General features: G+C 41.4%; 15 protein-coding genes. 7 read left to right on the plus strand and 8 right to left on the minus strand.

All coding sequences use genetic code 11. The annotated features are described in order from the left end of the window. Window positions 1–181: 181 nt before the first annotated feature. The 3 genes from AN214_RS03350 (at window position 182) to AN214_RS03360 (ending at window position 1,904) form a co-directional block, all read left to right on the plus strand. Window positions 182–607 (plus strand): hypothetical protein, encoded by a 426-nt coding sequence (locus AN214_RS03350; protein ID WP_054978416.1) that lies wholly within the window; start codon window positions 182–184, stop codon window positions 605–607. After that, window positions 594–1,064, plus strand: a complete 471-nt coding sequence (locus AN214_RS03355) for a DUF4124 domain-containing protein (RefSeq protein WP_054978417.1) — start codon at window positions 594–596, stop codon at window positions 1,062–1,064. The genes AN214_RS03350 and AN214_RS03355 overlap by 14 nt, the downstream gene beginning before the upstream one ends. A gap of 75 nt (window positions 1,065–1,139) precedes the next feature. Continuing rightward, the gene (locus tag AN214_RS03360; RefSeq protein WP_054978418.1) at window positions 1,140–1,904 is read left to right on the plus strand and encodes a class II glutamine amidotransferase; all 765 of its coding nucleotides are present in this window, start codon (window positions 1,140–1,142) and stop codon (window positions 1,902–1,904) included. Between the two features lie 125 nt (window positions 1,905–2,029). On the opposite strand, the gene AN214_RS03365 is transcribed toward AN214_RS03360, so the two are convergent. From AN214_RS03365 to cmoA, 5 genes are all read right to left on the minus strand, one after another. Further along, window positions 2,030–2,782: a DUF3108 domain-containing protein gene (locus AN214_RS03365; RefSeq protein WP_235576702.1), complete on the minus strand. Its 753-nt coding sequence runs from the start codon at window positions 2,780–2,782 to the stop codon at window positions 2,030–2,032. Further along, complete coding sequence (gene purN / locus AN214_RS03370) at window positions 2,733–3,371, minus strand: phosphoribosylglycinamide formyltransferase (RefSeq protein ID WP_054978420.1); 639 nt, start codon at window positions 3,369–3,371, stop codon at window positions 2,733–2,735. The genes AN214_RS03365 and purN overlap by 50 nt, the downstream gene beginning before the upstream one ends. Beyond that, window positions 3,371–4,411: a phosphoribosylformylglycinamidine cyclo-ligase gene (gene purM / locus AN214_RS03375; RefSeq protein WP_054978421.1), complete on the minus strand. Its 1,041-nt coding sequence runs from the start codon at window positions 4,409–4,411 to the stop codon at window positions 3,371–3,373. The genes purN and purM overlap by 1 nt, the downstream gene beginning before the upstream one ends. A 191-nt stretch (window positions 4,412–4,602) precedes the next feature. Continuing rightward, on the minus strand, window positions 4,603–5,571 hold the full coding sequence (cmoB, locus tag AN214_RS03380) for a tRNA 5-methoxyuridine(34)/uridine 5-oxyacetic acid(34) synthase CmoB (RefSeq protein ID WP_054978422.1): 969 nt from the start codon (window positions 5,569–5,571) through the stop codon (window positions 4,603–4,605). Between the two features lie 11 nt (window positions 5,572–5,582). Further along, window positions 5,583–6,305 (minus strand): carboxy-S-adenosyl-L-methionine synthase CmoA, encoded by a 723-nt coding sequence (gene cmoA, locus AN214_RS03385; protein WP_054978423.1) that lies wholly within the window; start codon window positions 6,303–6,305, stop codon window positions 5,583–5,585. Between the two features lie 448 nt (window positions 6,306–6,753). On the opposite strand from cmoA, the gene AN214_RS03390 reads away from it, so the two are divergent. The 3 genes from AN214_RS03390 (at window position 6,754) to AN214_RS03400 (ending at window position 9,115) form a co-directional block, all read left to right on the plus strand. Continuing rightward, window positions 6,754–7,440, plus strand: a complete 687-nt coding sequence (locus tag AN214_RS03390) for a DUF3334 family protein (RefSeq protein ID WP_054978424.1) — start codon at window positions 6,754–6,756, stop codon at window positions 7,438–7,440. A 167-nt stretch (window positions 7,441–7,607) separates the two neighbouring features. After that, a complete protein-coding gene (locus AN214_RS03395) occupies window positions 7,608–8,345 on the plus strand; it encodes a hypothetical protein (RefSeq protein ID WP_054978425.1) in 738 nt (245 codons plus the stop codon). Between the two features lie 23 nt (window positions 8,346–8,368). Continuing rightward, window positions 8,369–9,115, plus strand: a complete 747-nt coding sequence (locus tag AN214_RS03400) for a zinc-dependent metalloprotease family protein (protein WP_054978426.1) — start codon at window positions 8,369–8,371, stop codon at window positions 9,113–9,115. A 17-nt stretch (window positions 9,116–9,132) separates the two neighbouring features. Here AN214_RS03400 and AN214_RS03405 read toward each other — a convergent pair whose 3' ends face one another. Beyond that, window positions 9,133–9,663: a M48 family metallopeptidase gene (locus AN214_RS03405; RefSeq protein WP_082428472.1), complete on the minus strand. Its 531-nt coding sequence runs from the start codon at window positions 9,661–9,663 to the stop codon at window positions 9,133–9,135. Between the two features lie 6 nt (window positions 9,664–9,669). Continuing rightward, window positions 9,670–10,518: a DUF72 domain-containing protein gene (locus AN214_RS03410; RefSeq protein WP_082428473.1), complete on the minus strand. Its 849-nt coding sequence runs from the start codon at window positions 10,516–10,518 to the stop codon at window positions 9,670–9,672. A gap of 173 nt (window positions 10,519–10,691) precedes the next feature. Between AN214_RS03410 and aspS the strand changes: the two genes are divergently transcribed. Continuing rightward, a complete protein-coding gene (gene aspS, locus AN214_RS03415; RefSeq protein WP_054978427.1) occupies window positions 10,692–12,461 on the plus strand; it encodes an aspartate--tRNA ligase in 1,770 nt (589 codons plus the stop codon). Between the two features lie 66 nt (window positions 12,462–12,527). Here aspS and AN214_RS03420 read toward each other — a convergent pair whose 3' ends face one another. Beyond that, window positions 12,528–14,378, minus strand: coding sequence for a methyl-accepting chemotaxis protein (locus AN214_RS03420; protein WP_054978428.1), 1,851 nt, complete (start codon window positions 14,376–14,378; stop codon window positions 12,528–12,530). Window positions 14,379–14,569: the final 191 nt, after the last annotated feature.

The raw sequence follows: 14,569 nt of genomic DNA on the forward strand, positions 1-14,569 counted from the left end.
TTTAAGATTAGCTTTTCAGTACAAGAGATTCAAGACAAATTATTGGTTTTTTGAGCGTACAAATGTGCACTCAAGCAGTCTATTAATTATAGCTAACCACATGAAATAGCTATGTCTTTCATAAAGTAATTGTTAGTATTTCGTCTGTAAACTTATCTATTTGTGTTTAAAAGGAATTAACATGCTTTCGGTCATCCATGACAAGATTAATTCATTTGCGTTCATTTCAATTAAATATGCGCTTAGCTTATTTATTGGTATCGCAAGTATTTTGCTAATAGTGGCTTTTGTTCTTGGCTATACTGATTTGCCATTAGGAAATTATATGCACGCAAATGGTTTGATGTCTTATGCGTTTGGTATGTTGTTTGGCGCGGTAATTTTAGCTGCTGCCATTTGGTTTCTCTCAAAAATATTAAAAATTAGCGAAGTTTCAGTATTTTGTTTGTTATCTATACCTGCATACTTTGTTCTACTTTCACTGCCAAGAGAAGCGTCAACAGTATTAATTGCTTTGGTCACGAGTTTGTTTACGTGGGCTGGTTTTCTATTTCTTGATAATAAAGCAATGCTTGAATACCGAGAGCTTGAAGATGAAACGATTTAGTTATTATGTATTTACGCTATTAGCAATAGCAATTATTGGGCTGTTTGTTATTAAACTACCAAACGGCGAAACTGTATTCTCTGTAAATGATCTACTGGATTCAGTAAAGCGTGTTAAAACAATTATTCCTAATGACATTGAATTGCCAAACATCAGCACTACGCAGGAAAAGCAGGTGAATGTGTATATGTGGGTTGATGAAAAAGGCGTTACACATTATTCAGATATGCCAATAGAAGGCGCTAAGCAAGCCGAATTACCTGAGCTTACGGTGCTACCTGCCGAAAAAGCTGAATGGCCAGAGGCACAGTTGCCAGGTAATCATACACGCAAACACAAAGATACCGATAAAAGTTATTTCGAGCGCGTAAATACGCTCAAAAGAGATGCTGAGCTTGCTAAAAAGCAACTTGAAATTCGCGCAAAACAACAACAAAAAGTACTCGATAATCTCTAATAGATAGCCTTTAGATTACTTTAACTCAGTTTAGATTATGGTTAGAATTAACTAAATTTATTATGGGGTTGTGCAATGTGTGAATTGCTCGGCATGTCAGCGAATGTGCCAACGGATATTTGTTTTAGCTTTTCAGGTTTATTAGAGCGTGGCGGTAATACAGGGCCGCATAAAGATGGTTGGGGCATTACTTTTTATGAAGGTAAAGGATGTCGTACTTTTAAAGACTCTGAACCAAGTTGCACGTCTGAGATTGCCAAATTAGTAAAAGCGTATCCAATTAAAAGCTGCTCGGTAATAAGTCATATCCGTCAGGGCAATCGCGGTCGTGTGTGCCTTGAAAATACGCACCCCTTTACGCGTGAGCTATGGGGCAGAGAGATCACCTATGCACACAATGGACAACTTTCGAATTATCAAGATTTAAAGCCCGATTTTTATAAGCCTGTGGGCAATACTGACAGTGAGTTGGCGTTTTGCTGGATTTTAGATGAAATTCGTAAAAAATACCCGAAAAAGCCAAGTGACATGAAGCCGGTTTTTCGTTATGCCGCAAAATTAGCAATTCAGCTGCAAGAAAAAGGCGTGTTTAACATGCTACTCAGTGATGGTGTATACGTATTAGCGGTGTGCTCAAACAATTTACATTGGATCACCCGTAAAGCACCGTTTGGCGAAGCGCGTTTAATCGATGCAGATATGATTGTTGATTTTAAAACAGAAACCACACCAAATGACATCGTGACGGTTATCGCAACCAGGCCACTTACCAATAATGAATCGTGGCACAAAATGAGCGGTGGTGAGTTTGTATTATTTAAGCTAGGCGTGCCAGTATAGTATCTATTGATAACTCATTTTGTCGATGAAAACACGTTATTCACTGCGTCGTTTTTCTATCGAAATAAATGAATTAAAAAAGCAGCGAATGTTCGCTGCTTTTTACGGTATTAAATTGATTTAAGTTATTTTATTACTTGGTAACTCTTTAGTTGCACATCAAACTGCTCAACGCCTTTTTCACCTTTCCACATACGTACCAACAGGTAATCCATGCTTGGCGCAAACCATGCTAAGGCTTGGCGTTTATCGCTGTTGTAAACGCGCTTGGCTTTGATTGTTTCGACATTACCATAAGGCAGTGTAATGGTCTCTGTGCCTAATATCTCAAACTTATAATGGCGAGCTTTCCCCTTTTTATCGACGATAGGGTAATCAAATACTTTTTTCCCTGCCATTAAATCCAAGCGCATTTTCGCTTGATAAGTCATTAAATCTTGCACGCCAGTTTCCCAGTTAATTTCAAGCGGGTACTTTGAGCGATTAGACATCACTTGTTTTTTGTCGTGATTGAAATTTAATGTGTACTTGCGATCAGGACCCGTTCCGGTACGTTCCATCACATAGCTTAGCGGCTTTATATCACCATTCGTGCAATGAAATTCGGCGTGTTCGGAGCGTTTATCATTGAAAATCATCCATTTGATATCGCTTTTATAACTTAGCTCACAGCCTTGCTCTGATACATTTAGGCGACGAAATGCACTGCCATGACGTTCACCTTGACGCAGAATATCGTATTCAGCTTGATATGAATGAAGTTGTGTTGGTGTTGCCGAAATAAATGGCGAGAAAAGGGCGCTGGTAAGAACCGCACCCATCAGAAATTTAGATTGTAGCGCCTTGCTTTGGAAGAACTTGGCCATCAAGAACTGCATTATCTGTTTCCATTGTTAGTCGTTTTTCACAGAACCACTGAACCACCAAAGGATAAATAATGTGCTCTTGTTGGTGAACACGTTGGGCTAACGTTTGCGCTGTATCGTCCGACTCAATAGCAACTTTGGCCTGCAAAACAACAGGACCGCCGTCTAACTCTTCGGTAACGAAGTGTACGCTAACTCCATGCTCTTTGTCTTTTGCGTCCAATGCTCTTTGGTGGGTATTCAGACCCTGGTACTTAGGCAACAAAGATGGATGAATGTTCAACATTCTTCCTAAATAATTTTGCACTAAGCTTGGAGTTAGGATACGCATAAAACCAGCTAATACAACTAGATCTGGACCAAAAGCGTCAATTTTATCCATTAACGCTGCATCATAGTCTTCACGGCTATCAAATGCTTTATGGTCAAGCACAAGCGTTTCGATGCCGGCATTTTCAGCGCGGGTAAGGCCATAAGCGTCTGGGCGGTTAGAAATAACCGCACAGATCTCACCATTAATTTGACCTGCTTTAACCGCATCAATAATGGCTTGAAGGTTAGAGCCGCTACCAGAAATTAAAACGACGATTTTGCTAGTCATTAGATAATTTCTACTTGCTCTTCGCCCGCGTTAGCAGCTTGGATTTCACCAATATGCCATGCATCTTCGCCTTGCGCTTTTAAGATTTCTAAGCTTTGCTCAAGTTTATCTGCAGGAACGACTAAAATCATACCAACGCCACAGTTAAATGTGCGGTACATTTCGTGTGTTTCAATGTTACCGTTTTCTTGTAACCAATTGAAAACAGCAGGCCACTGCCAGCTATCACCTTTAACAACTGCTTTTGCAGACTCAGGTAATACACGTGGAATGTTTTCCCAGAAACCACCGCCTGTGATGTGTGATAGCGCGTGAACGTCAACATCTTTTAGTAGTTCTAAAATTGATTTAACGTAAATGCGTGTAGGTTCCATTAGGTGCTCGCCTAATGTTTTGCCTTCAAACTCAGCGTTTGTATCAGCACCAGACACTTCAAGTACTTTACGGATTAATGAATAACCGTTTGAGTGTGGGCCGCTTGATGCAAGGGCAATTAGCTGGTCGCCTGCAGCTACTTTAGTGCCGTCGATAATTTTTGATTTCTCAACAACACCTGTGCAGAAACCTGCCATATCGTAGTCGTCACCTTCGTACATGCCAGGCATTTCAGCAGTTTCACCACCGATAAGAGCACAGCCAGAAAGCTCACAACCTTTACCAATGCCCGTTACTACGTCAGCAGCAACATCAACGTCTAGTTTACCAGTTGCGTAGTAATCTAAGAAAAATAGAGGCTCAGCACCTTGAACGATTAAATCGTTTACACACATAGCAACTAAGTCGATACCAACGGTATCGTGCTTTTTAAGGTCAATTGCTAAACGTAATTTAGTACCAACACCGTCGGTACCTGCAACAAGTACTGGTTCTTTGTAGCCAGTTGGTAGTTCACAAAGTGCGCCAAAACCACCAATGCCGCCCATCACTTCTGGACGACGAGTTTTTTTAACTACGCCTTTGATACGTTCAACTAATGCGTTACCAGCGTCGATATCTACGCCTGCATCTTTATAGCTTAAAGATTGTTTCTGTTCGCTCACGGAAATTCCTTAACGGTTGCATGTGGGTTGCATAAAAAATTGCGCGCATTTTACCTGATTTCACGCGTTGCTACCACATTTATTGCAACTGGATGAGGACATTTGTCCAAGAAGTTTAAAGAAGTGTAGGGTGTGGCTCTCAAGCAAACAAATAATCGCTTGCTTGAGAGTAACTTAGAGTGTGAGGGCGCTTAGGCTTCGGCAATTAAGATGGCACGAAGCGGAGCAGGGTAGCCCTCGATGGTTTTATTTACATCGTTTGGATCAAGGAAATCCGCGAGTGACTCTGTGGTCATCCAATCGGTTTTACGCTGTTCTTCAAGTGAGGTTTGGTCGTTGTCTACCACACGTATATTTTTAAAACCAACGCGCTCTAACCACAAGGTTAATGCTGCGGTACTTGGGATATACCAAACATTACGCATTTTTGCGTATCGGTCAGTTGGCATTAATACGCTATTTACATCACCTTCAACCACTAAGGTTTCAAGCACTAACTCACCACCAGGGCGTAACTGTGCTCTTAGTTGTGACAAGAAATCAATCGGTGAGCGACGGTGATATAACACACCCATCGAAAATACCATATCAAACGCTTTTAGTTCAGGTAATTGCTCTACGCCTAACGGTAAAAGATGCACATTAGGGTCTGGATTAAAGTGTTTAATCGCTTGGAATTGGCTTAAAAACAGATCTGATGGGTCAATACCCACAACAAACTCTGCACCTGCACCGCGCATACGCCATAGGTGATACCCCGAACCACACCCAATATCCAGTACTGTACGATTGGTTAAATCTGAGATATGCGGTAATAGACGATCCCATTTCCAGTCACTGCGCCATTCAGTATCAATATGCAAGCCATGAATGGTAAAGGGGCCTTTACGCCAAGGCATCATGCGCTTTAGCAAATGCTCAAGCTGTTTTGTATGTCCTTCGCTTAGCTCAGATGCGTCGCCAAACTCTACTTTATCTTGAATGTTAATGTGCTTGGTATTTGACTCAGGTAAATTTTTAAGAACTTTTTCCCATTTAGGCCAATCGCCATGTTGCGCTTCGCGTTGCCAGTGGCTGAGCTGCGCTGGCAGTGTTTCTAACCAAGGACTTAATGGTGATTTTGCAATTGCTGCGTAAAAGTCAGTAAACCAGTTATTCATTTCTAAACCTATTATTTAATTGCAATCATTGAGCAGAAGTTAAAACACTGATACCACACTTGGGTATGTTGAAAGCCGATCTCTGATAGGCGCTCAAAATGTGCATTGAGTGTTTCCGGGCGCATTACATTTTCAATTGCGCTGCGCTTTTGACTTATTTCAAGCTCTGAGTAACCGTTTGCACGTTTAAAATCGTGGTGAAGGTCAATCAGCAAATCATCCACTAAGGTATTTTCACCTTTCACTTTTTCACTCAGTAGTAACACGCCACCGGGTTTTAAGCCTTGGTAGATTTTTTCTAACAAGGCAAAACGCTGAGGCTGCGGAATAAACTGCAACGTAAAGTTGAGTGCCACCACAGATGCATTGCTTATTTCAATTTCGTTGATGTCGGCTAATTCAACAGTGACTGGTACATCAGAACGGAAGCCCTCAAGGTGAAGTTTACAGCGTTCAACCATTGCCGCAGAATTATCAACCGCGATAATTTGGCAGTTTTGCTTGTCGATATTACGGCGCATGCTCAGCGTTACCGCGCCAAGCGAGCTGCCTAAATCATATAAATTGGAATTGTTTTGCGCATATTGTCCCGCAAGCTTGCCCATTGTGCTTACAATGGTTGCGTAGCCAGGCACAGAGCGCTGGATCATATCTGGAAATACCTCAACAACGCGTTCATCAAAGGTAAAATCTTTAACCGCTTGTTGGTTTGCGTAAATATTGTCTTTACTCACTTGCGTGATCTCTCAAGCTTTTAATCGGCATATTTTACGTTTTTTCTTGTCATTAGTCAGTGCCTTCATACAATCATTAATTAAAATTTTGATGTTTTTAGTAAAATTTAGTTTTCTCTTTTGTTAATTAGGTGTAGTTTGCTGTCTATACTCAATATAGTTGCAGTTCTAGGGTCTGTTGACCTTTTAAGTTCGTTTTTGCAGCAGTTTGATTGGGTTTTATACAAGGCAGAGGCTGCGTAGTATAGTTGTTCTATGTAAGTCAGCCGATAACACAGTAGAAAACCCAATCAAGCGTTGCCGAACGGTTCTTTTGAGCGCACTTTTCTCATTGTTGCTCGATATTCGCTTAGATTGCTAGGCCACACATCGAGCGCCGCGATAAAAGCACGCTCAAAGAGAACAAAAATAGAACAGCAAAGATCAACAGACCCTAGGCAGAGTAAGAATGAGAAAAAATAATACAATCAGTACCGAAGATATTTTAGCGACCTTATGTAAATCCGTAACCGAAGTGCTGTCGGCGGCAACCAACAATAAAATCGCCTATTCTGCCATGGTGCAGAAAATAACACGCACCTGTATGCGTCCCGATATCGGCTGCTTTGTGCTGTTTGACGGTGGCTTTACTGGTCTTGTTGTGAAAAACTTCACGGCGCAAGCTGCGATGGAAATTTATGGCGACTATATGCGTAATATGGGTATGCCAGAAAGTGAGATTGCTAAGAGCCACTTATCAGACGACGTGTCAAATGTGCTTGGTGAACTTATGAACCAAGTTGTCGGTGATTTTACCAATAAGGTACGTGAGCAATTACATACATCCATTACGCAGAACCAGCCAAAAATGATGGCAATTAATAAGCAAGTTCAAATCTCTGTTGATACCACCATGGATAGACCGCAAGCACGCCGCGTCACGTTTACCACAGAAGATCAAAATATCTTTTACCTAGAACTCGCAATGGATAAAACCGAGTTTATCAAACTGCATGATTTTGATATTGCTGAAGCCGTTGATCCAGACGATATTATTGCCAACGAAAAAGCAAAGCCAACAAAAAAGAAGACAGAAGTAAAATCATCGGCAAACGATGATATTGATGACGACTTTATGGCAGACCTTGGGTTGTAACACCTTTTACCATTTTATTAAGGCCTCATTCGTGAGGCCTTTTTTGTATCTGCAGCTAAATCATTGTTCCTCATAACAAACTTAGTAAACAACTGTTAACAGGTGGTTGTTTATTGGTCATTTCTTTAATATTTTGTACCTAAAATAGATAAATTCAAAAGTAAGTTATGAAAATTAAAGTCGTGATTTTAATCCTAGTGTCTCTCGTTGTGGGTGCAGCCTATTTATACGGAATATCTGATGAGCACACGCAGCCTGCTCAGCAAGTTGAGTCTGTGGTTGTTGCCACAGAACAGCCTAGCGAATTAGTGCTCGCCGCTGGCACTTTAGGGGCAGGAAAAGACGTTACCACGGATGAAATAGAAATCACAGTTCAGCCAGCAAAGCCACAAGGCGCCGACATGCCTGAGCAAACAAAAAGTCATTACAGCAATATCATAAAATCGTCACCAGAAGCAAAACACTATTTAGCCGATGCTGGGCTTATTCCTTCTGATTTAAACGGTGAGCACTATGTTGAATTTGATCTCGACGCGTTACGGGCGCTTGAAGAGGGCAATACGTTTGATATGGCAATACCACAAACGGCTGAAGAATTTTCAGCGGAAGTCACTAAGGTAACGGTTTTCCCCAATGGGGATAAAAGTGTTCATGCCTTAGTGGTGGGTGGCGATGGGCGTTTTCATAATACCGTACTGACGGTTGGCAGTGACGCGCTTTATGGCCAATTTACGGTACCGTCAGGTAACTATGCATTTGAATCTAAAAATCAGCATGGTTGGATAGCCGCTAAACGTGATCTTTATAAAAATCATGTTGAGCATATGCCAAACCAAGGTGATAGCGATGACCACACGTCATCACATAATCATGACCCCATGTCGGTGGTCGATAATGGCAAATAAGCCAATCTAAAAGGGAAATCAAAATGAAGAAAATGGTAAAATCGGCTGCAGTAGCGGCAGCCTTACTTGCGTCTAACGCTTATGCAGCAACCATTGATATTGCAGTGTTATACACAGATGAAGCAGCACGTAAAACGGGCAACATTAACACTAAAATTAACCAGTTAATCTCGTTTTCAAATCAGGTGTATAGCCAAAATGGCAATAACATTACGCTACGCTTAGTAGGCTCTTCAAGTATTGGTAATGTAAGCGCACAGCCAACAGAAGGTATGCTACGTTCATTAACAAACAGTTCAAGCATTCAAAATTACCGTAACCAAACACGTGCAGATATGGTTGCATTACTGGGTACTAGTCAAGCCGTTGGTGATAATTCGGGTTTAATTTCATGCGGTATTGCGTGGGTTGGCCAAGGCAGCAACGGTCGCTTATACAATTCGTCAAGTGATCTAATGTATAGCATTACAGCGGTAGATTGTGGTGCTACGACCTTTGTTCATGAACTTGGCCACAATATGGGATTAGCGCACTCACGTAAGCAAGGTGATACGCGTGGTGGCGTGTATGTTGATGGCATGGGTCATGGTGTACAAAATGTATTTGCTTCAATTATGGCGTATCCTCATGTGTTTGGCAGTGCAACACAGTATGACTACTTTTCTAACCCAAATTGGAGCCTTGGTAGTTACCCGTATGGCGTAACAGGCCAATCATACGCGCACAAAACCGTAAATGCTGTGCGCGATCAAATCGCTAGCTTTAAATAATTTTTAAAGCACCCCTGTTAAGGAGAGTAAAAGTTCTCTCCTTTTTCACACAACACCATAAATAAGCGCAGATCCAATTCACATTCAAAATAGTTTGCTTGCATGTGGCAGCATAAGTTGTAAAAGCTTTTGTTATGGTCTTTTTCTTTAAAATGTGCGAGTTCATGAACGACTAACGCTTTTAATACTTCTAAAGGGGCATATTTTAATTGATTTGCCACCGCGATATGGTGCTGAGCTTTAAGTTTTTTACCGTGTGCGTGTCGTTTAAAGGTATGCGTACCAAGTGCATTGAGCACCAAGTCTTTTCGCTTTTCATACCTTACCGAGTTCAATTTTGCGGCATTTTTCAAAAACTGTTGTTTTAGCGTGTTGGTATATTCATAAAGCGTTTTTTCAGAATTATATTGATGGCCGCTTGGGTATTTTTTCTTAAAGTACTGAATTAACTTACCTGAGCTTATCAGGGTGTTAACCTGCGCTTTTATTGGCTCAGGGTAACCGTTAAAGTAGTTCATGTACGGTGAGGTGTTATCGATTGCTGACATACATACCTAAAATAAGTCGTTTTGTTTTGCTTCTGTTTGCGCAGGAAAAGGCGCTAACACATTATGGTTAAAGCCACCATCTTGGCAAAACTGGCGCGCAAGTTGGGCTGAGTCGTGGTTGTCGGCAGTATGAAAAAATACATACGGTGTTTTACCTTCACTTTGCCATTGTTTTATTTTTTTGACCCAAGGCGCATAAAAGGCATGATTATTTTTTAATGTTGAACAGCCAACAAAACGGATAATCGGCTTTTCTCCGGTTGCGATAACATTGACAGGCACGCGTGGTTTTTTATTTTGCGCATCGATAATCGCATCTGTATTTGCAGGCTCAGAAAAAAGTGCTCGGGTATCCATTATAATGCGGTCAACATTGTGACGCATGAGTAGCTGATTAAAACGCTTTTCATTGTCGTCTTTTTGGAAAAAGTCAAGGTGTCTTACTTCAATGGATAATGGAATGTGCTTCGGCCAAATTTGAATAAATTGCTCAATTCGCGGCATGTAAGCGGGCGAACATGATTTGGGCAACTGCAGCATTACAGAACCTATTTTTGGCAGTAATGGGTCAAATAAGGTGAGCCAATCTTTGAGGTCTTGATTTATGCCTTCTAGCGCCATTTGATGCGAAATACGTTTCGGTATTTTAAAGGTAAAGCGAAATTCATCAGCAGTGCTTTGATACCAGTTATTAATTGCTGTTGGCGTAGGGTCGGCGTAAAAGCTGGTATTGCCCTCCACAGTATTAAAAATTTGGGCATATTGCGAAAGCATTTCACTGTTTTTACAGTGGCGTGTGAACACACGACCTTTCCAGTGATTACTGGACCACTGTGGGCAACCTAAATACAGCATTTAGAAAATTATTTGATGAGCAATTTTTGTAGTTTATCAAAGACGGAATTTACTCTCTACACTCGCAATTTTAAAGCGCTTAAGTATAATTGGCGTTTATTTTTTAGTGATGACTAATTTCGAGCCGATTATGTGTTCGAAAAATTGATAAGTCTTTTACGGACAGGATAGATATGCGCTCTATATATTGCGGACAAGTAAATAAATCAAACGTAGAACAAACGGTCGAACTGTGTGGTTGGATCAATAAACGCCGTGACCTAGGTGGCTTAATCTTTATCGACTTACGCGACCGCGAAGGGTTAGTGCAAGTGGTATTTGATCCAGACGTTGAAGGCTTAATGGATACCGCTAACCAATTACGTAACGAGTTTTGTGTAAAAGTAACGGGTGTTGTACGTGCTCGCCCAGAAAGCCAAATCAACAAAGATATGGCGACAGGTGAAGTAGAAATTTTAGGTAAAGGGTTAGAGATCATTAACCGTTCTGAACCTCTACCACTTGATTTTAATCAGCAAAACTCTGAAGAAATGCGTTTGAAGTATCGCTATTTAGATCTTCGTCGTATCGAAATGAGTGAGCGCATTAAGTTACGTGCTAAAGCGTCATCATTTGTTCGTCGTTTCTTAGACGATAACGGTTTCTTAGATATTGAAACACCAGTACTTACTAAAGCGACTCCTGAAGGTGCTCGTGACTATTTAGTGCCAAGCCGCGTACACAACGGTAGTTTTTACGCATTGCCTCAGTCGCCACAGCTTTTCAAACAGTTATTAATGATGTCGGGTTTTGACCGTTACTATCAAATTGTTAAGTGTTTCCGCGATGAAGACTTACGTGCTGACCGTCAGCCTGAATTCACTCAAATCGATTTAGAAACGTCATTTATGAGCTCTGACGAAGTGCGCGCAATGACTGAAAATCTGATAAAAGATATGTGGCAAGAGCTACTAAACGTTGACCTTGGTACATTCCCAGCTATGTCGTACGCAGATGCAATGCGCCGTTTTGGTTCAGATAAGCCAGATCTACGTAACCCAATGGAATTAGTTGATGTTGCGGATTTAGTTAAAGACGTTGAGTTTAAAGTTTTCTCAGGTCCTGCTAACGATGAAAAAGGTCGCGTAGCGGTACTTACTGTACCAGGTGGTGCATCACTTTCACGTAAGCAAATTGATGAATACACTAAGTTCATCGGCATTTACGGCGCGAAAGGCTTAGCTTGGATGAAGGTGAACGACCTTGCAGCTGGCGTTGAAGGCGTACAATCACCAATTGCTAAATTCTTAAGCGAAGAGGTGATCAGCCAATTACTTGAGCGCACTAATGCGCAAACAGGCGACATCATTTTATTTGGTGCCGACAAGCGCAATGTTGTTAACGAAGCAATGGGCGCGCTTCGTTTGAAAATTGGTTTAGATCTTGAAATTACTGACCTAACAAAGTGGGCACCACTTTGGGTTGTTGATTTCCCAATGTTTGAAGAAGACGATGAAGGCACATTGCACGCGGTTCACCACCCATTTACTGCACCAAAAGACGTTTCTGCGGCTGAACTAGAAGCAAACCCAGCAGCAGCGATTTCAGACGCGTACGATATGGTACTTAATGGCTACGAAGTAGGTGGTGGTTCTGTTCGTATTCATAACAATGATATGCAACAAGCGGCATTCCGTATCTTAGGCATTGAAGCGCAAGAACAAGAAGACAAGTTTGGTTTCTTACTTGATGCACTTAAGTACGGTACACCACCACATGCAGGTTTAGCATTTGGTTTAGACCGTTTAGTCATGTTGCTATGTGGCACTGAAAATATCCGTGACGTAATTGCGTTCCCGAAAACAACGCAAGCATCATGTTTATTAACAAATGCACCAAGCGTTGCAAACCCAGATGCACTGGTTGAACTAGGTGTATCTGTGGTAGAGGCGGCTGACGAATAATCGTTACCAAATCTAAAAAAAGGCGCACGTTAACGTGCGCCTTTTTTGTTTGCTTGCAAAGGGAAACTAAACGGTGAAACGCGCGACATCTTGCTTCATATTTTGCGCATCGGTTTCAAGTGCATGACAATTTTGACTGTTTTCGCATGAATCAAAAAACAATTGCTCAGCCGAAACAGAGATATTTTCGGTTGCACTTTCTACTTCCTTCACTGTGTACATTTGTTCTTGTGTGGCACCTGCAATTTGAATAACGCGATCCCGAATGGCATCGAGCGATTGTTTATTGCGATCCATACTTTCTCTCGCAGTATCAAGAGAGTCGTTCATTTCACTGGTGAGACTTAAACTTTGTTCCATTGCCTGTTCAGAACGAACCACTAGATCTTGCAATGTTTTAATCATTTTTCCGATTTCTACTGTTGATTGCTGTGTGCGTTTGGCAAGCGTTCTCACTTCATCGGCAACAACGGCAAATCCTCGGCCTGTTTCGCCGGCACGTGCAGCTTCAATTGCGGCATTAAGTGCAAGCAAGTTGGTTTGCTCAGTGATATCACTTATCACGCTCGTTACCCCTTCAATTTCACGACTTGATAGGGTTAATTCACTCATAATCTCGCTGGTGGACTCTACTTGTGACTTTAACAATCCCATATTGGTGTGTGTTTGGCTCATTACATCAGTGCCTTCACGCATATCTTGTTCCGCTTGCTCTACACTTGCCTCTACGTCAACACTGCTTTGGGCAATGAGCTCAACGGCTTTAACCAGTTCTGACACCGCTTGTTTGACTGCGAGCGTATTATTTTTTTGATCTTCAATTGCGGTTTGCGAACGTAAACTTAACTCGGCAGAGTGGTGGGCGCCTTTTTCAACGGCTTCACCTTTATGCTTAATTTCACGTACTATTTCTGCTGTGGTATCAATAAACTCGTTAATGCTGTCGGTAAACTCTGACAATTCATCTTCACCGTCTAGTTCAATGTGTTGGGTTAAATCGCCATTGCCGTGGCTAATATCTGCCATTTTTTCATTGGCACTGTGTAGGCGATGAATAATGCGATAAGTTTGCCACAATAAAATAATTGAAATAACCACTGTGATAAGTCCAGACACCATTGCGCCTTGCTTTTTACTGACTTGCAATGTGTTGGAAATTTCAGCGTTAATGCCCGCTGTTAATTGGCTGAGCGTGGATTCTACTTGGTGAATGCTGCCTCGTAATGCACCGCGTAATCCTTCTTCTTCTGATAAACCTCGTTGTTTTAATGCATCAGCAAGGTTTGCTGCGGCATTTTCGAAGTTTGCAAGGGTGGCTGTGGCGCTTACGGTGTCATAAGTAGTGAGATAGGTTTTTACTGTGCTTAGTTTTTCTTGCGCTTGATTTTTGGCTGCAATATCCAGCGATGATTGAAAGTCGTTTTCAAGTAGTACGAGCCGCACCATAGAGCTTATTGCATTGGTGTCGCCAGTTGTTAGCACCGCTTCTTTTAATTGTGTTTCGGCTAAATTGAATGCCTGTCGCAATCCTTGATCTTTTGATAAGCCAATGCGCTTGTCGAGTGCCACTAAGGTAAGAAACTGAGTTTCGTATTGCTCGATTAAATCATGAGTATCGCTAAGTTGTAGCTTTAACGATGGAATGGTATCGAGCGCGTTGTGTAATGCATGAATGTTTTGCTTAATCAACACAATGCGCTGATTAAACTTATCAACATACTTTTCGTTTTTACGCAGTAAAAAGTCTTTTTCATGACGTCTGAGCATCAGCATGTTGTTGCTCAACTCTTTACTTAGCGCCAGTTCGCTTCCGAGTTCTGCCATTTGATTTGTTGAATACCAAATAAGACTCGCCATTACTGCCATCGCTAAAATAATTAGCGCCGATAGTGACAAAAATGATCGTTTGATAGACATGAACACTCCTTATTCATCAGTAGAATTGCTCGTAATTTAGTACGATATTTAACTATCAATAATGCTAGGATCAGTTTTTAATTCTTGCCACAAAAATGTCATATTAGCGGCTTTAAATCTTGCTCTAATAATTAAACCGAGCGAATAAATCGCTTTATCAAGGGAGAACGATGAGGTTGGTTTGGACACTC

It is taken from the genome of Pseudoalteromonas sp. P1-9, from assembly GCF_001399975.1.
Taxonomy (GTDB): domain Bacteria; phylum Pseudomonadota; class Gammaproteobacteria; order Enterobacterales; family Alteromonadaceae; genus Pseudoalteromonas.